We start from the raw sequence: 18,564 nt of genomic DNA on the forward strand, positions 1-18,564 counted from the left end.
TATCACCTTATATATAATAAAAGTGCAATTTATGAAAACATTTTCACATAAAATAAAAAATGCTTTGTTAATCATATTTTTAGTGCTAAAATAATTGCGTTATGTTAAAAACTTATTCAATGAAACGTAATTCAAATATTAATGGAATGGCATGCTGAGCTATTTCTAATTTGAGTTAACCTGTTTTATTTTGAATAAGGAAATAAAAATTTCAAAAGCAGGTTAAGACCTGCTTTTATAGATACTATAGAGGAGCTTTCCATAATAGTAAATAGTTTAGCAGGCATGCAAAGATGCTATTGAAAGGATAGGAAAGCCGAATCTTTAATTTGGGCACAAATTAAAGGTGGTAACAATTCATAACAGTTTGTTACTCTTTGGAAATCCATTGGCGCTATAGTCTACAATTTAATAAAAAAATTATTATTTTGTAAGACTAGGCCAGTCTTACAAAATTTTTATTTCACGATGCTAAACATAACGTAAATTAAATTTATTTGAAAGGAAATTTATGAGAAAAAGATTTTATTTAGCACCGTTGGCTCTAGTAACATTATCTCCACTGACTTTAGCGGCTGCTTGTGGTAAAGCTGATTTTGCACATGATGCAAAACAAAGAATAGTAAGAAGCGGAATTAATGCAAGTTATATTCCTAAAGAATTTGATAGAGATAAATCAAATGCTTATGGTGGATGACAAGCTAGACACGAAGATTCACTTGCTTCACTATTAATTAGAAAAAAAACATATAACAAACCTGAATTGGTTAGAGAATTTGACCAAAAAACCAATAAAATAGCGACAAAAATTAAACAACCATCATTTTGAAAATATAAAATAGAACACGCTGCCAAAATTATTTTGATAGTTGATGGACATGCTAAAGAATATGATTCAGATGATGCACAATTACTTCAACAACCTGATGCTGATGGCTACTACCATGAAGCTGTTATTAAAGGTGAATCAACAAATCCAAAAAGTATTAACTCTAAACAATTTGCAGAAGATTTAGCAAAAGCTACTAAATTACAAATCGAAGTTCGTAAAGGAACTAAATGAGTTGATGCACAAGGCAATGTTACAAAATATGATGTAGTTCCAGAAGACTGATACATTTCATGAATGAGAACTCAACTTTTAGGTAAAGCACAAAGAAAAAATGCAGCTAAGGATAAAGGTGTTGACACAGAGGCGCTAGATACAGCTCTAAGAGAAATTGCTTCAAAAAACACTTCATACTATGGCAAAGATTACCGTTACCCTAACGCATATTTATTTGGATTATATGGAGTAGAAATTAAAGATTTAAATGATAGATCTAAATTCTTAGAAGGCGACAAAATAACATTTAACAAAATTGCTACGCAAGAAAAAGCATTCTTTGAGTTATTGTTAGAAAACTTAACTTCATCTCAAGAATTTAGTGCTGCTCCTAGCCAATATATTGCAGAAGTATCAAAACAAAAACAAATCCCAGCGCTAGAGTCATACTCTGAAAAACAATTATCTGCTGAAACATTTGAAAAAATTAAAAATATTCCAATAGATAACATATTATCGCAAGCTGGTGTTTACTGATATGGCTTTAATAGCAAAAACTTATTATATGCTAGTCCATTTATTTATAAAGGATACAACAGAGACACTCAAGAAGAAACATATGAAAAAAACCCTCACTACGTTGATCAAGAATGAGTTAAAGATCCAACAACCATTGAAAAACAAGTTCTTAGATACTTTGGTGCTGAAGCTAAAGTTGATCAATTGAAAGAAGTTCTATATGACGATTATCTAAAAGGTAGAATTGCTAGATTGGCTTGAACAATGGTTCCTGACAAACAAAAAACTTCAATTATTCAAAACCCTCAAAAATATGGTGTTCAATACAACCAGTCATTAAACAAATCATCACTGCAACTTGAACAAGTATTCGACCTTACACCTACTGTTGCATTACCTAATGAATTTTCTGAAGTTGTTAAATTTGACACAAACAACAAAGATCACTTAAAAACAATAGTTGATCAGTTAACATACAATGATCATTTTGCTAAATTATTGTATGGTAAAACTAAAGAAGATATTGTTAAAGATGCAGTAAAAGGCGCTGACACACAACACTTCTATACAGGTAAAGGTTATGTATTTAGATCATTACTTTCTAGAGCAATTAACTATCAACATGTTGCAAGCTTCATAACAGAAGGTAAATCAAAAATGTATGTAGCTGCAATGGCGCCTGATGCTAAAATTAGCGGTAGTGACCAAACAAATGCAACTAAAAAATCAATGCGTGATGCATATGAAGATATTAACACTACAACCTTTGTTAAATCAGACCTAACTAAATCAACATCTAAAACACCTGAAGATTATCGTAAAATTGTTACAACATCAGGTAGTGAATTAGAAAAACTAAAATCACCTCACTTTGCTGAAATTAAAGCAGAAATCAAAAAATTACTAGACGATGCTAAAATTCCAGAAGATCAAAAAGTTGAATGACAATTAACATTTAGATGAGTTAACTGAACACCAGCTAAAATGCAGACTATTTACGAACAACTCCCACTATTATTTAAAGAATTAGACCCACGTCTAGAATTTAAAGCTGTTAAATACGATAAAGCTCAAGTAGGTCTTTTCTGAGCACAACACTTAAAAGGACGTTCGCCATTTACTATTGGTGGATGAGGTTATGATACTGATAGTGCTGGATCAGGTTTTGATGGTATTGTAAACTTAACACAATCTGGCCCAGTTCTAGCAATTCTTTCTCAAGGAACAGACGCTAACAGAGAAGCATTCAAAAAAGCATTCCCTAAATTATTTGCTTTAAGTGAAGCATTCAATAAATTTATAAAAGATGAACTTGATAAAAAATCATTCACACTAACTGTTGATCACACAAAATGACATGAACTTTCATTTGGCGATCTAGATAAACTAGCACACCACTTAAGAGAATACAAACTTGATGGTGGTAAATTAGTACTAAATACAGATATTAAAGAAACAGATGCTGATTTTGGAACAATTACATCTCGCTTCTTCAACACACATTTAAGAGAAAAAACTAATGACGAAATCATCGAACTAACAAAAGAATTTAGTGATTACTTTGGAACCCTTATTGATACTAAAAAATTAACATCATTAGATCGTTTCTCAGAATCATTAGTAAACCCTAACTTCGTGTTCCCATTCGTTGGAGCCGATCAAGATTGAATCATGGACGCACACGTTATAGTAAAAAAATAATTTTCTAAATAATTTAAATGTTTAAATATATATCAAAAAGAATTGGCCTAGCCATTCTTACATTATTTGTTATTTTAATCTTTTCATACACATTAACTGTTATATTTATTAAAAACCCGTACGAAATTCAGTTAATTGCTGAAACAGACACGGAGAAAAGGAGAGGTTTAGAGGAATTATCTAGACAATATAACGCGATTCCAATCATTACAAAAATTGGCAATTATTTTGCCAATATATTCAAATTTCAATATGGTGAGATATTTGATAAATCAGGAGCATATGAATCAATTCCGCAATTATTTTTCGAGCCACTAAAATGAAGTATTTTAGTTTCGCTACCTTCATTTATAATTTCAGCAACTACCGGCGTTATCGTCGGTATTATTGCGGGATATAAACGCGGTACGTGAGTTGATTGAATAATTAGTGGATTTGTCTTTGTCTTCATTGCAGTACCTAGCTTTATTTTGGCGCCAATGTTTCTTGGTATATTCCAAAAAGCAGGTTTTGATATAAGATTTATATCACCATATTCACAAGGAGCAACTTGAGCTCAAACAATTAAATCAGTTATACCGGCAATCGTTGTTGTCTCACTTGGTTCGCTTTCAGGATATACACTTTATTCAAGAAACCAAGTTGTAACTGTATTAACATCAAATTACGTATTGATTGCTAAAACAAAAGGATTGGGAAATTTTGAGATCTTTAAAAAATACGTTTTTAGAAACATTTCAATCCCATTAGCAACAATTATTATTCCATCATATTTAATCTTATTATCTGGCTCAATTATTGTTGAGCAATTCTGATTCATTCCAGGTACTTCAACAATAATTGCTAACTCATTCCCTAAAGGTGAGATAAATATCCTAATGTTCAACATTTTATTCTTCACTGCTTTAGGTCTATTCACTCAAATCATAGTTGATATTTCATATCCACTAATCGATCCAAGAATTAAATATCAAGCTTCAAGCGGACTAAATATTTTTGCAATATTGCGTGCAAAAAAAATAAGAGCACAACAATACAAATTACTTAATGAACAATCATAGAAAGGAGAATAATGGCTGAAAATTTAAAATTTAATCAACGCTACGGTATTAGTGATGAGCAACAAAATAAGTTAAAACTTGTCAAACAACAAAAATACACTCACAATATCGCTGGCAAACCTAAAATATTAGCGATCGAAATATTAAAAAGATTTTTCACTAATCCAATGGTTGTTATAGCTTTTTGTGTCTTTTTAGCAATCATTATCACCGCTTTAGTTGTCAGTTTTTCTTCTCCTTATCCCGCAGTAAAACCAATTGATTATTATTTACCAGTTGATAAAAAAGTTTCAGACTTTCAAAGTTTGCCACCAATATTTGCACAATGAACAGAAACAACTGATAATAATAAAATTACCAACTTATATAGATGATCAAGTGATCCTTATAGTAAATATTTAAAAGATTACGCGAATTTTAAAGAAATAGTGCCTGGACAAATACTTTATTATAATGCTTATTCATATTTTGAAGGTCAGCAGCTTTATTCTAAAATTTTTAAAATTCTAGATAAAGACCCTAATGCCATTATTACAGCTGAACAACTTGCTGAATTTAAGAATGCTATACCAAAACTTCATACATTTTTTGGTACAAATAATGCCGGAACCGATATTTGAACAACTGTTTGAAAAGGTACTCTTGAATCACTTTGAATTGCATTATTTGTAGCGACAGTAGAAATTATTATTGGTGTATTTGTTGGTGCTTATTTAGGTTTTAACGCTGGTAAATGACTTGATACAGTTATGATGCGTATTATTGAGATATTCACATCGCCACCATCAATAATTTGACTATTATTATTTGTTTCAATTTGAGGAACTAATCCTTGAGTGCTAATTGCTGGTCTATTATTCGTTGGTTGAACTGGGCCAATTGGTGTAACTCGTTTATTTATAATTACTGTTAAAGATGAAGAATACATTTTAGCTGCTAAAAGTATTGGTGCAAGTGAAAAAAGACAAATCTTTTTCCACGCACTACCTGCAATATTGGGTAAAATTGCAATGAGTTATGTAAGAAGAATTCCAAGTGTAATTCTTTCGATTGCTTCGCTAGCATTCCTTGGTTTCTTTAAAGATGATTCATCAGCAAACTTAGGTAAATTCATGCTTGATAACCTAGAAGATTCGAAAAATAACGTTTGACTTCTAATTATTCCAGCATCAATATTATTATGCATTTCAATAAGTCTACAATTTATAGCCGTTGGTCTACATGACGCATTAGATCCAAAAGTTATTAAATTAAAAAGATAGGATAAACTATGTCAAATATAGATTTAATTAAAACTAATCCACTTAAAGAAGGTTTACTTTTAGATATTGAAAATTTAAGAGTCGACTTCAAAAATGGTCGCAAAAATTTCATTAGAATTGTTCGTGGCTTAGATTTAAAAATCAGAAAAGGTGAAATTGTAGGACTAGTTGGCGAATCAGGTTCAGGTAAATCAGTTACATCAAAAGCATTAATAAATGTCAATGATGGCGCTTATTTTCTTGCCGATAAAATGCAAATTGAAGATCTTGATTTAAATAAAATTAAAAAAGAAAATTTATGACAAAAAATTAGAGGACACTACATTGGTTATATACCCCAAGACCCTCTTACTTCATTGAATCCAACCCGTAAAATCGGTAAACAACTTTTAGACGCTTTGAATTTAAATCCAGAGTGAAAAGAAAAAAGTTATGTTGAAAAAAGAAACTATTTAGTATCTCTACTTGATGAGTTTGGTTTAAGAGATGCGGACGCTGTTTTTGATAGATATCCACATACACTTTCTGGTGGTATGAAGCAGCGTGTAGTTATTGCAATGGTTGTTGCACTAAAACCTAAATTAATTATTGCTGACGAGCCAACTACTGCACTTGACCCAACAGTTCAAGCTTCAGTTCTTGCTTTGTTTGAAAGAATTAGACAAACAATGAACATTTCAATAATTTTAATTAGTCATAACATTAGTGTTGTTGCTAAATTCTGTGACTATATTTATGTTATGTACGCTGGCAAAATTGTTGAAAGAGGAACTAGAAAACAGATTTTTACAGACCCTAGACACCCATATACTTGAGCATTGATTTCGGCAATACCTGAAAACAGTCAAGAGCGTCTTTATTCAATTAAAGGTACTCCACCAGACATGGCAAACTTGCCACTAGGCGATCCTTTTGCACCAAGAAATGAGTATGCACTGGAAATTGATTTTCTTAAAGAGCCGCCTTTATTGCCAGTTGAAGCACGCCATGATGCAGCAACTTGACTTTTACACCCAGATGCACCAAAAATTGAAATTCCACAAGATTTAAAAGTTAGATTAGAAAGCTTTAGAAAGGTATTTGTAGACGATGAAAACTAATAAACCAATATTAGAGATTCAATCTCTTAAAAAATACTTTAGTAATGCTGGAATAGTCAATAAAGCTGTTGATGATATTAGTTTTAGTGTAAATAAGGGCGAAATTGTTGGGCTAATTGGTGAATCAGGCTCGGGTAAAACAACTGTTGGTCGTTCATTAATGCGTTTATATGAAGACTTTAATGGATTTGTTACACTTGATGGCAAAGTTATTAGTGGACGTAGAATTTCGCGTTCTAGAACTAAATTTTTACGTAAAAATATTCAAATGATTTTTCAAGACCCTCATGCTTCACTTAATGGTCAGAAAAATATTTATTCGACATTAAAAGAACCATTAATTGTCAATGGAATAATCAAAAATAAAATAAATGATATTTTCAAAGACTGAGTTGATATTAAAGAAATGTACTTTTACACATTTCAAAAGAAATATCAATCACTTGAATTGCAAAATTTAAAATCAATTAATGAGTTAGCTAAAGATTTTTTCCCTTACTGACTAGCTAAATTACAAAATTACAAAATTGATGATTCAATTTCTTTAGAAGATAATTTCAACGCTTATTTTGGCTATCTTGAACAAAAACAAACGATGGAAAGTCAAATTGTAAGTAATTTATACTCAAATACTGATGAATTAATGAGTTTTTACTATGAAAAACAAAACGATTTTAGAAATAGCAATCTAGAATTAGATGAAAGCGAATTAAAAGCTGCTAAAGATGAATATTTAAAGACTTTAAAATTGTCAAAAATGTCTTTAAAACAATACAATTCAATCAAAAATGTATCAATATGAAAACAAGAAATATCTGATATTAAAAAAGCTTTTAAAGAAGAAAAAAATACAGTTGTCAATACTTTTAACAACTTTATTGATGAATTCAAAAAAGATTCAATAATTTATCGAAATGCTAAATTACTATCAACAAATTTAGATATTTATTCACACAATCTAAAAAATCAACTTTTAACTAAAAAACTAAGATCACTTGTTAAAGAGTTAAAAAGTCACTTGTTGTCGCTAAAATATACTCAAGCTCGTGAATTAATTAGTGAAATTCAATCTTATTCGAAAGATTTTTTCACTAAACACTTACAAGAATTAAAATATTCTCCAGAATTAAAAAATACAATATTAGCATTAATTAACGAAAAATTTGTTTTTGATTCAACAAAATGACATGAATTAAATAAGAAAAATTTTGACCAATATATTGCCCAAATCAATTCATTACGTAAAAAAATTGACAAGAACTCAAAAGGCTTTGATAAACATAAAAAATCTGCTACTCCACAAGATGTTGAAATAGCAAAAGAAAAATATGAAAAAGCAAAAATAGTCATCAAACAAATGCTTGACGAGTATGTAATTCTACATAAAAAAGAATTCGCACAACTTTTAAGCGAGGTTGAAATTGAACGTAAAGAATATTTAGGCTTAAAAGATATTCAAAGTGAAACAAATGCGCTTGTTGCGCAAGCACACAAAAAATTCATTGCACATTTACAAGAGAATTTAAAACAATTAATTCAATCAAAAGCCGACAAAACTTCAATAAGTGAATACTCAAAATTAATAAAAATTTATGAATCAAAATACAAATCTAAATTATTAACTTTAAAATCATTTGAAATTGAAGTTAAATATTTAAATAAAGATATCAAAGCAATTAAAGTATTGCTTGGTATTGATACAGAAAATGCAGTTGATTCAAAAATAATTAAATTTTTCAAGAAAATTTCGGGCAATATTATTGCCAAAATATTAATTTCAAATCTATTAATAAAAACTTCGATATATAAATCACTTGAAGATGTTGGTCTATTAAAACAATTTGCATACCGTTATCCTCATGAATTTAGTGGGGGCCAACGTCAAAGAATTGTTATTGCTCGTGCTCTAATAACTGAACCTAAAGTTATTGTTGCTGATGAACCTATTGCTTCATTAGACATTTCAATTCAAGCTCAAGTCGTCAACCTTCTAAAAGACCTTTGTGAGAAGAAAAATATTGGCATGATTTTTATCGCTCATGACTTATCAATGATCGAATATATTGCTAACAGAGTACAGATTATGCACTATGGAAAAATAGTTGAATCAGGAGATACTCAAAAAGTTTACTCAAAACCAATCCACCCATATACAATTAACCTATTCAAGGCAATACCGAAAATATCTAACGCAAATGAAAAATTTGAAAACATTAGTTTTGAGTTAGATTATTTCAAAGGGCAAGCATACCCAAATATTCCTGAATTGTTTAAAGTAGAGGAAAATCACTTCATTTATGGCACTCAAGAACAAGCCGCAGAATGATCTAAACCTTTTGGTTTAACAGTTGAAAAGGTAAAATAACAAGATACTGCTTAAAGCAGTATTTTTGTTTTTTAGCCTATATTAACTATGAAAATTATTAATGATTTAGTAGTTATTAATGAAATTAATCTCTATTAATCAATATAAACATTTTAATTAATATACAAAATTTACTAATTTATTCATTTTACAATTGAAATGGGAAAATAATAAACAAATAATATATTGTAATTTTGCTTTATAATTTTGCTATGAAAAATCGCAAATGACTACACCTTATTACAGTGCTTGTATCACTTATTGTTTCAAGTATATATTTTATTGTTTCATATTATCAAAAAAAATATAACGGAAATGTATATAAAATTTTAAGTGATACTTTTTTCATTTGTGGTGTAATTTGCCTTGCTTATGGAGTATTCATTCTTTCTTTTAAACTTGGTTTAGGTTCTGGATTAATTAGTATTAGTCAGCGTAACCGTGAAAATCGATTAAAACGCAGAATTCAAAGACTAGAATTGGGACAATCAAACCAAGAATCGCGAGCAGAAATTAAAATTTTAAACAATGAATTACAAAGCATCAATAACAAATCCATTGCAAGAAATAATGCTCAAAGCAATAAATTAGTTTTTTTGATAATAATTGCTATTGCAGTTGTACTAATAATAATTGGAATTATTTTTGCTTTTATTTAAAGAAAAATGACGCGATTTTTTCGCGTCATTTATTTTTCCCGAGTTTCACAATTGCATAGGTTAAAAATAACTAATACCCCTATTTTAAAGTGGTTTTAGTTATTTTTAATTACAATTTTTTTAATGAAATCATATTCCGTTCATATATCTGGAATGACTTTTGAATCTTCTCGCTGTCTACTAATAATATCTTTGGTTTCCGAGTTAATATCAACTCTTTCTCTTAATTTTGAGAAATATTTATTAAATCTTTATCTTGAAATCAAAAATTTAAGCGTAAAACATAGTAGTCACAATTTAATAATTATTTAACACTAACCCAAATATTATTACAATTAAATAAAGCATTAAGTAAACTCGTCATATTAGTAATGTGTATTACTAATAATATTTTATAATTTAAATAAATACAAAACAGGAGGCTTGATGAAAACACAAGATAGCTTTGATAATGATGAAATAATAGTGATAAAGGATTTGCAAAAAAGCTTTAAAAAAAATAAAGCACTAAAAGGTGTTTCATTTAGTGTTAAAAGAGGGGAGTTATTTGGCTATTTAGGTCTAAACGGGGCCGGGAAAACAGTTACATTAAACATTATTCTAGGACTATTAAAAAGAGATAAAGGACAAGTTTTTATCAATGGTTTGAGCATAGATAAAAACCAACTTGATATTAGAAATCAAGTAGGTATTGTCTTTCAAGAATCAATTCTTGATCCTGAGCTTTCAATTCGTGAAAATCTTATGGTTAGAGCAACTCTTTATAAAGATTATATGCAAGGTGAATCAGTGGCTTCCGTTGTTGATAAAATCATAAATGAGTTTCAACTTAATGATTTCGCATCTCACCGTTATGGTACTTTATCAGGCGGTCAGAAAAGACGAGCAGACATAGCACGGGCATTGGTTCATAGCCCAAACATTCTTTTTTTAGATGAGCCAACAACTGGCTTAGATCCTAATTCAAGAAAACTTGTTTGACAAATTTTAAAGAAAATACAAAAAACAAGAAAACTTACAATAATGCTAACTACTCACTATATGGAAGAAGCAGATGATTGTTCAAGGGTCATAATTTTAGAAAAAGGTCAAAAACTAGTTGAAGACACACCAGCTGCTTTAAAAGTAAAATATTCATCTTCAATACTTCGCATATATCAAATGACAGACAAACTTAAAGAATTAATCACTCAAAGTAAAAACATTAACTACGAAGTTGAAAATGGTATTTACATTATTCGTTTCGATTCAGCGGCGCAAGGACATGAATTTGTTACAAGAAATATAGCTCAACTAAAAGATTTTGAATTCAATAAAGGAACAATGGACGAGGTATTTTTAAACGTAACACAGAAAGGACACAAATAAAATGAGCAAATTAATGTACTTAACAAGACGTAATTTAATTATTTTTTTCAAAGATAAAAGAAGAATATTCTTCACTTTTTTGTCGCCATTAATTGTTCTTTTGTGTTTCGTTTTGTTTGCGCGAAAAATTTATTTAAGCCAAATGCCTGAGTATTTGCCTGCAAAAATAAAAGATCAATATGCCGATATATCAATGCTAATTGGTTTACTTTCAGTTACCTCATTTACTAATGCTATTAGTCTTTCATCGATTATGGTTACCGACACAGAACGTAAAGTTCTTAACGATTTGTACATTTCGCCTGTGCGAGCTGGAATTGTTAGATGTAGCTATTTAATCTATAATATAATTTTGAACATTTGCATTACTCTATTTATTTTTGTTATCGGTATATGTTGAATGGGTATTAATAAAACATTGGTAGTAGAAGTTAAAAACACTGACTTTCAAAATATGTTTAATATTCCAGAAATTTTAAAAACACTAGATCCTTCGAAGTTAGCAAACACTCTTAATGATTCAAGTCATACAAAGACTTATTATTCATTTGACACAGCTAAGGTATTTATTGTCATAGGGTTAATAATCTTGGCCGCATTTTTAAATAGTTCATTATTTGTCTTTATTTTAAGTTTTTTAAATAATACTTCTGCCTTTAGCGCTATTAGTGCTAGCTTAAGTGCAATTGCCGGCTTTTTAATTGGTGCTTTCGTCCCATTACACACTTTTCCGCGTGCAGTTGCTGAATTTAGCTCTTTAATTCCATCAACTCACATTTCCAACATGATTCGTCATTTTATTACCCAAGGACTTGTGTTTTCAGAAAAAAACCCTATTATTCAAAAATTATTCAGCGAAAAACACGCAATATATGATTTTAATATTTTATTTGGTCAAGACATTAAATGATGAGGCTCATTAATTTATACAGCATCATGAACTCTATTGATGATAACATTAAACATTTCTTTATCTAACCTAAAAAGAAAATAAACGCAGTCAATTTTCCTGAGTTTCCCAATTTCATAGATTAAAATAACGAATACCCCCTATTTTAAAGTGGTTTTCGTTATTTTTAATTAATTTTTAATTACAATTTTTTTAATGAAATCATATTCCGTTATCCTTTTATATCATAATTGTAATTAAAAAATACAAAAAAATCCATACTATATATAGTATGGATTAATAAAATCTTTTAAAACAGCTAACTAACACTATAAAAGTGGGAAACACAGGAAATCGCGTCATTTATTTTTTGGGATCAAATACGCCAATGAATGGTATTCCTCTAAATTTTTCTTGATAATCTAGCCCAAATCCGACAATAAATTCGTTTGGAACTACAAAACCGACTTTATCAGCTTCCAAATTAACTTTTCGATTATATGGTTTGTCGAGTAAAGTAATTATTTTTAGACTTTTTGGATTTCTTTGTAAAAGCATATTTTTTACTTTATCAAGTGTAATTCCAGAATCAATGATATCTTCTGCAATCAAAACATCTTTTCCTTCAATATCAACCTCAAGATCCATAATAATTTTGACATTTCCACTTGATTGACTTGCACCATGATAGCTAGAAGCAATCATAAAAGCAAGTTCGTTTTCAATATCAACACCTTTTATTAATTGAGCAATGAAGGGAATAGCTCCTTTTAACAATCCAACAATAACTAAATCTTTAGAGTTATTGTATGTTTCGTTAACTCATTGCGAAAGCTCTTTAATGCGTTGTTCAATTTCTGTTTGAGTGTATAAAATTTTTGTGAATCTTTTGTCCATATTTAGTCCTTTATATAATTTTATAATTTATTTTGAAAAGTCAAATTTTTCAATTATATTTATTGCTTCGGCTAAAATTTGATGTTCATTTTTATTATTTCCATCAATTATTGCGTATGGGATTTTGTACGTATTCATAAGTTTTTCGTAAAGATGTCTATATAGAGCATGCAATTCTTTAAAATATTCTTCATTTTGCTCATAGTTTTTAATTTCACTTTCACGCCCGCGTTTGAATAAACGTTCCTTGAAATTATCAAAGTCAATATCAATAAAAATAGCTAGATTTGGATTTTGCTCTTTTTCAATCATTTTATTAAACAATTGGTCAAAAGCTTTAATAAATTTTGCTGGTTTGTTTTTCATTGAAATTAATGCAAAAATGTAATGTTCAAGGTTAAATCTATCAAGAAAAATATGGTTTGTTTGGCAAATTTTGCCGCTTTTTGAAAAATCAATTAGAGCACTTCTAAGAGTATTTGCTGAAGATTCTAAAATATAAGCTTGAAATGCTAAATTGATATTTTTTACACCTTTATAAAATCATTCAATAAATTGGTTAAAAATTTTATCTTCAGATTGAAATTCTTCTAAATATATTGAATTATTATAGTATTTTGCTAAATTTTTTGCAAGAGTGCTTTTGCCACTCGCAATCATTCCACTAATACCAATTATCATTTTTTAACCTTTCCCACTTATTATATGATTATCTATTATTTTGATTGCTTGATCTAAAACTTGATTTTCAGATAAATTGTTTGTATCAATTATATAGAATGGCATTTTGTATAATTTTGCCAATTGTTCAAATTTTGATTTATATACAGAGTGCAATTTTGCAAAATATTCTGCATTTTGCTCATAGTTTTTGACTTCCACCTCGCGACCTCTTGCAAAAAGTCTCTTTTTAAATGTTTCATGAGTCATATCTAAAAAAATTGCAAAATGGGGAGTTTCTTCATTTGTTATCATTTGCTTAAACATTGAATCATAGGCTTGTTGATAATGCGGGTTTTTATCTTGAAGAATAACGGAAGCAAATATGTGGTGTTCAATTGCAAAACGGTCTAAAAATAGATGGTCATTATAAAGATTTTTTCCTTTTTCAATAAATAATTGTTTTATTTCGGAAAATTTATCAACATGCCGCTCAATCATATAAGATTGAAAGCTCATTGTTATATTTTCTTCATTTTTGTATAATCATTCTAAAAAAACATTAAACTCTTCGTCATTTTCTTCAAATTCATTCAATATCATTGAACCTTTATAATGGTTTAAAAGTTTTTTAGTAAGTGAACTTTTACCGCTACCAATCATTCCGCTTATGCCAATTATCATATTTGCTCCTTAAAATTCGTAAATAAAAGTTTAAAAAAAGTAATTAAAATAATTTGCATTACTTAATTACTTAATAGATTATTTATATTCAACATCAAGAATTTTGATTGAGTATTTACTTGCAGCATCAACTTCAACAATCTGGCCAATTTTGCCATCGCTAAGTGCTAAAGCCAATGCAGAAACATTAGAGATTTTGCCATTTAAAGGGTCGCTATCGTGGATACCCATTATAGTCACTGTTTTAATTTCGCCACTATCAATTTTTTCGTATTTAACAGTAGAACCTACACCAATTTTGGTTGAAGTTCTTGCTTCATTGGTGCTAATTACTTCAGCTTTTTCAATTATTGCTTCTAATTCTAGAATTCTGCCTTCAACAACTCCTTGTAAGTCTCTAGCCGCGTCATATTCCGCGTTTTCCGACAAGTCACCTTGTGCGCGAGCTTCTTTTAGAGCTTGTTGAACTTCTTTACGTTTTACATTAACTAATTCATGGTACTCGGCTTTATATTTATCTAGTGTTTCTTGGGCTAAATAAATTTTGTCTTGAATTTTTGACATAGAAATCTCCTTTGTAATTATTTTTTATTTTATCAACTTTGTTTATATTTTTTAAGAAATATTTGCATTTTTTACAATGTAAATAAATTTACTTGCAACACTTGAAACTTCATATGTTACTTGCGCAAATTTTAAATCTGAAATTAAATCGCGTAATTTAGCTTTATTTGTGTCATCTTGGCGGATAACCAACATACCATTATTATTCAATAAATTAAAGTAGTTTGCAAAAATATCAGTGTTATTTTCAATGATATTTGTTGCATAAATTAAATCAAATTTAGAATCTTTAATTTCGTTTTGGGATAAAACGCTGATTTTTTTGTTGCTTAATTCAGTGTTTATTTTGCATGCTTGAGCATATTTGTTTTCATCAAAATTATTTTTATTTATTGTAATTTTAGATGGCGAAAGTAAATTCAAACAAACAAGCTCATAGTCTAAGTTTTTACTTGCAATTAAAAGTGTTTTATAATCGTTTAAAAATACTGTATTTATTCAACTGTCAATATCATTATCGTTAGTTTTTGAATTATAAAATTCTTTTAACTCATATGGTAATTTGCCTCAATTTTCACCCCGAAGTTCTATTAATTGTTTCTTAGCTAGCGCATCTTTATCATTAATATATTTATCTTTAATTTTTTTCACTTTAACCAAAGAAATAATAAATGCTGAGATGCCTAAAAAACCTACAACACCTACTGAAACTCATAATGCAATTTTTAATCATTGTGGCATTATTTAACCAACTTTCCGCCATATTGTAAAAACTCTTGCAAAATAATAACTGCAGATAAAGAGTCTTTTATTTCGCGCACTTTTTTGTGATTTAGCTTAGCCGACTTAAGAGTTTTTTCGGCTTTTATTGTTGTTCCATATTCATTCACTAAATAAACGTTTTGGTCAAAAATATCATTGATTTTTATTGCAAAATTTTCAATTAAAATTGTTCTTTCGCTTTTTTGACCATTGCTTCTTAGTGGTATTCCGATGATAAAGCCATCAATGTCATTATATTTAGCTAAATATTTTTTTATATGGTCTATTACTTTGTCAAAATCGTTTTCTTCGAAACGAATAGTTTCAAGGGCACTAGCAATAATTTGCATTGAATCAGTGATTGCAAAACCACAAGTTTTGGTTCCTAAATCCAATGAAAGTTTACGCACTAATTGCCTCCAATATTATTTGCTCAAGTTCACTTGTTGAATCAATTTTACCCATTGCTAAAATAGCTGAACCACCGCCTTTTGCATTTAGATTTTTGCCAATTAATTTGAATAATTGATTTGAATCTTTTGTTTTTGATGCAATAGCGAGTAATGTTTGATTCTCATTCACACTTGCAAGAACAATAGTGGCATTGGGGAATTTTTCTCTAAGTGTTGAGGCTGTTTGTTTGATTTGAGAAGATTCTATATTTAAATTGATATAGAATTTTTTACCTTTTTCAAGTTCTAAAGCATCTTGAGAACTTATTTTAAACTCAACACTTGCTTTCTCTTTATTTATTTTTCTAAAATCTTCTCTACCTTTTTCAATTGATTTTTGAATATTATTCAATAAATTTTCAAGATTATTATCGTTTTGTGTTTCTAAATTATAAGTAGAATCCATAGCTTTAATTTTGTTGACAATGTTTGCAAGCTCTTCGCTATAAATTTGTATTTGCTCTTTTAACCATTCATCAACAAGTTTATTTGATGTAACAACTCTAAAACGATAAACTCCAGCTTGTTTTTTCTCAACTTCTGTTATTTTAAAGTTTTCTAAAATTGAACTATGGTCTAAGTGTGTACCTCCGCAAAGGTCACTAGTAATGTTTGATCATTTAACAATTCTAACAGCTTTAGGATCCATATATTCGTCTTCTTCAATTGTCATAACAGCATGTAAGTTTTTTGCTTCTTCAATTGTTGAAATTATGTATTCACGCTTGATATCATTTTTAATTATTTGGCGCATTTCCAATTCAATTTTTCTAACTTGCTCATCGGTTGGACGCGAATCTCCCGGGAAGTCAAAAGTAAATCTTTTTTCATTGATGTCAGAACCTAATTGTTTAATATATGATCCTAAAACTTTTCTCATAACTGAGAACATTAAGTGAGTTGCAGAGTGGTTTCTTGCACAATTCAAACGAACATATTCATCAACAAAGCATTCAACTGGTTCGTTTTTATTAATTTTCCCTTCAACTAAGTGAATATTATTCCCGAATTTATCTTTAAAAACATCAATGATTTTAATTTTGTTTTCACCCTGAAGCATGTAACCTTCATCGTGTTTTTGGCCACCACTAGTTGCATAAAATGGTGTTTTATCCAATAAAACATAAGCTTTGCCATTTGCTGAATCAACTCGTTTTTCAGTATCAAATAACTCAATTACTTTTGCAGTTCCTCTTGTAGTTTCATAACCGGTAAATATTGAAACTTTAGAGTTTATTAATGATAATGAGTTAATTGCTTTTTGCATACCGCTTTGTTTGTTGCCTCTACTTGCTTCAATGTGTTTTTGTTTTGCTTTTTCAAAGCCTTCTAAATCAATTGAAATACCCTTTTTAGCAAGTATTTCTTCAGTAAGCTCAATTGGGAATCCGTATGTTTCAAGTAAATGAAAAGCAATTTCACCATCAAATATTTTTGTGTTATTTTTAATGTGTTTTTCTAACAATTCTTTACCATTTTCAATGGTTTTGGCAAAAATTTCTTCTTCAGCAAGTATTGCTTGTGAAACACTATTAATATCATATTCAAAAGGTAATGAATCATGAACTACTGGAACTAATTTGTGTAAAAATAAATCTTTAATCCCAAGCTGCATTGCTTTATAAATAGATCTCCTAATTAATCTACGGATGATATAGCCTCGACCAACATTTGAAATTGATTCACCATCACCAAGCGCATTAGCAACAGTTCTAATATGGTCAGCAATAATTTTGAAACACGTGTTAATTTCGCGTTGTTTCTCATCTTTTGTAAAGTAGTTTTCTACATCATATTTTAGGTTAGTGTATTTTTCAATTTCGCGAATAATTCCTAAAAATAAATCAGAATCATAGTTGGTTGGTGCGTCTTGAAGAATTGAAGCAATTCTTTCAAGTCCAGCGCCCGTATCAATGTTTTTTTGTGCCAATTCAGTGTACTTGTTTTCGCCTTCATTGTTAAATTGACTGAAAACAATGTTTCAAATTTCAATGAAACGGTCATTTTCAATATCATTTTTCAATAACTCAATGCCACGCGAGTCAAATTTTGGTCCTCTATCATAAAATATTTCAGTACATGGGCCGCAAGGTCCGGCGCCGACATCTCAAAAGTTTGTGTCTCTTGAACCTGAAATTATATGGGTTTCATCAACACCTAATGACAATCATTTTTGTTTTGTTTGAGTATCTTCTTCAAAAAATGTGAAATAAAGTTTATTGATGTCCAATTTAAGTTCGCTAGTTAAAAATTCAAAAGCAAATTCTATTGCTTCATCTTTGAAATAATCGCCAATGCTAAAATTACCAAGCATTTCAAAAAATGTGTGGTGTCTTGAGGTTACTCCAACGTTTTCAATATCATTTGTCCTGATTGCTTTTTGTGAGTTTGTTAAACGATTTTTTGGTGGTATTTTTTTGCCACTAAAATAATCTTTAAGTGTTGCAACTCCTGAATTAATTCATAATAAAGATGGGTCATTAACTGGAATAAGACTTTTACTTTCAATTTTTAAATGACCTTTTGATTCAAAAAAATCAAGTCATTTATTTCTTATTTCTTTTGAATTCATGCTA

At 29.3% G+C, this 18,564-nt stretch carries 15 protein-coding genes and 1 riboswitch; of the genes, 8 read left to right on the forward strand and 7 right to left on the reverse strand.

The annotated features are described in order from the left end of the window. Positions 1-239 precede the first annotated feature (239 nt). A riboswitch (Lysine riboswitch) is annotated at positions 240-405 on the forward strand. A gap of 106 nt (positions 406-511) precedes the next feature. From EXC34_RS01840 to EXC34_RS01875, 8 genes are all read left to right on the forward strand, one after another. Then, complete coding sequence (locus EXC34_RS01840) at positions 512-3,265, forward strand: OppA family ABC transporter substrate-binding lipoprotein (RefSeq protein ID WP_129687670.1); 2,754 nt, start codon at positions 512-514, stop codon at positions 3,263-3,265. Between the two features lie 17 nt (positions 3,266-3,282). Next, positions 3,283-4,326, forward strand: coding sequence for an ABC transporter permease (locus EXC34_RS01845; RefSeq protein WP_004419019.1), 1,044 nt, complete (start codon positions 3,283-3,285; stop codon positions 4,324-4,326). 11 nt (positions 4,327-4,337) lie between these two features. After that, positions 4,338-5,588: an ABC transporter permease gene (locus EXC34_RS01850; protein WP_129687671.1), complete on the forward strand. Its 1,251-nt coding sequence runs from the start codon at positions 4,338-4,340 to the stop codon at positions 5,586-5,588. 8 nt (positions 5,589-5,596) lie between these two features. Continuing rightward, on the forward strand, positions 5,597-6,688 hold the full coding sequence (locus EXC34_RS01855) for an ABC transporter ATP-binding protein (protein ID WP_129687672.1): 1,092 nt from the start codon (positions 5,597-5,599) through the stop codon (positions 6,686-6,688). Next, on the forward strand, positions 6,678-9,053 hold the full coding sequence (locus tag EXC34_RS01860) for an ATP-binding cassette domain-containing protein (RefSeq protein ID WP_129687673.1): 2,376 nt from the start codon (positions 6,678-6,680) through the stop codon (positions 9,051-9,053). The genes EXC34_RS01855 and EXC34_RS01860 overlap by 11 nt, the downstream gene beginning before the upstream one ends. A gap of 212 nt (positions 9,054-9,265) precedes the next feature. Beyond that, positions 9,266-9,712, forward strand: a complete 447-nt coding sequence (locus tag EXC34_RS01865; RefSeq protein ID WP_129687674.1) for a DUF3899 domain-containing protein — start codon at positions 9,266-9,268, stop codon at positions 9,710-9,712. Positions 9,713-10,138: 426 nt separating this feature from the next. Next, entirely contained in the window at positions 10,139-11,080 is a 942-nt protein-coding gene (locus EXC34_RS01870) for an ABC transporter ATP-binding protein (RefSeq protein WP_129687675.1), read from the forward strand. Between the two features lie 13 nt (positions 11,081-11,093). Continuing rightward, positions 11,094-12,074: an ABC transporter permease gene (locus EXC34_RS01875; protein ID WP_165001214.1), complete on the forward strand. Its 981-nt coding sequence runs from the start codon at positions 11,094-11,096 to the stop codon at positions 12,072-12,074. Positions 12,075-12,332: 258 nt separating this feature from the next. Here EXC34_RS01875 and hpt read toward each other — a convergent pair whose 3' ends face one another. The 7 genes from hpt to alaS form a co-directional block, all read right to left on the reverse strand. After that, positions 12,333-12,866, reverse strand: a complete 534-nt coding sequence (gene hpt / locus EXC34_RS01880; protein ID WP_129687677.1) for a hypoxanthine phosphoribosyltransferase — start codon at positions 12,864-12,866, stop codon at positions 12,333-12,335. Between the two features lie 27 nt (positions 12,867-12,893). Further along, complete coding sequence (locus EXC34_RS01885) at positions 12,894-13,547, reverse strand: deoxynucleoside kinase (RefSeq protein ID WP_129687678.1); 654 nt, start codon at positions 13,545-13,547, stop codon at positions 12,894-12,896. A gap of 3 nt (positions 13,548-13,550) precedes the next feature. Beyond that, entirely contained in the window at positions 13,551-14,210 is a 660-nt protein-coding gene (locus EXC34_RS01890) for a deoxynucleoside kinase (protein ID WP_129687679.1), read from the reverse strand. A gap of 78 nt (positions 14,211-14,288) precedes the next feature. Continuing rightward, positions 14,289-14,774: a transcription elongation factor GreA gene (gene greA / locus EXC34_RS01895; protein ID WP_004418999.1), complete on the reverse strand. Its 486-nt coding sequence runs from the start codon at positions 14,772-14,774 to the stop codon at positions 14,289-14,291. A 51-nt stretch (positions 14,775-14,825) separates the two neighbouring features. Continuing rightward, complete coding sequence (locus tag EXC34_RS01900; RefSeq protein WP_129687680.1) at positions 14,826-15,515, reverse strand: BC85_0335 family putative methyltransferase; 690 nt, start codon at positions 15,513-15,515, stop codon at positions 14,826-14,828. Further along, positions 15,515-15,946 (reverse strand): Holliday junction resolvase RuvX, encoded by a 432-nt coding sequence (ruvX, locus tag EXC34_RS01905; RefSeq protein WP_129687681.1) that lies wholly within the window; start codon positions 15,944-15,946, stop codon positions 15,515-15,517. The genes EXC34_RS01900 and ruvX overlap by 1 nt, the downstream gene beginning before the upstream one ends. After that, positions 15,939-18,560, reverse strand: coding sequence for an alanine--tRNA ligase (gene alaS, locus EXC34_RS01910; RefSeq protein WP_129687682.1), 2,622 nt, complete (start codon positions 18,558-18,560; stop codon positions 15,939-15,941). Before alaS ends, ruvX begins: the two co-directional genes overlap by 8 nt. Positions 18,561-18,564: the final 4 nt, after the last annotated feature.

The organism is Mycoplasmopsis bovigenitalium (assembly GCF_900660525.1).
GTDB classification, from domain to species: Bacteria; Bacillota_I; Bacilli_A; order Mycoplasmatales; family Metamycoplasmataceae; genus Mycoplasmopsis; species Mycoplasmopsis bovigenitalium.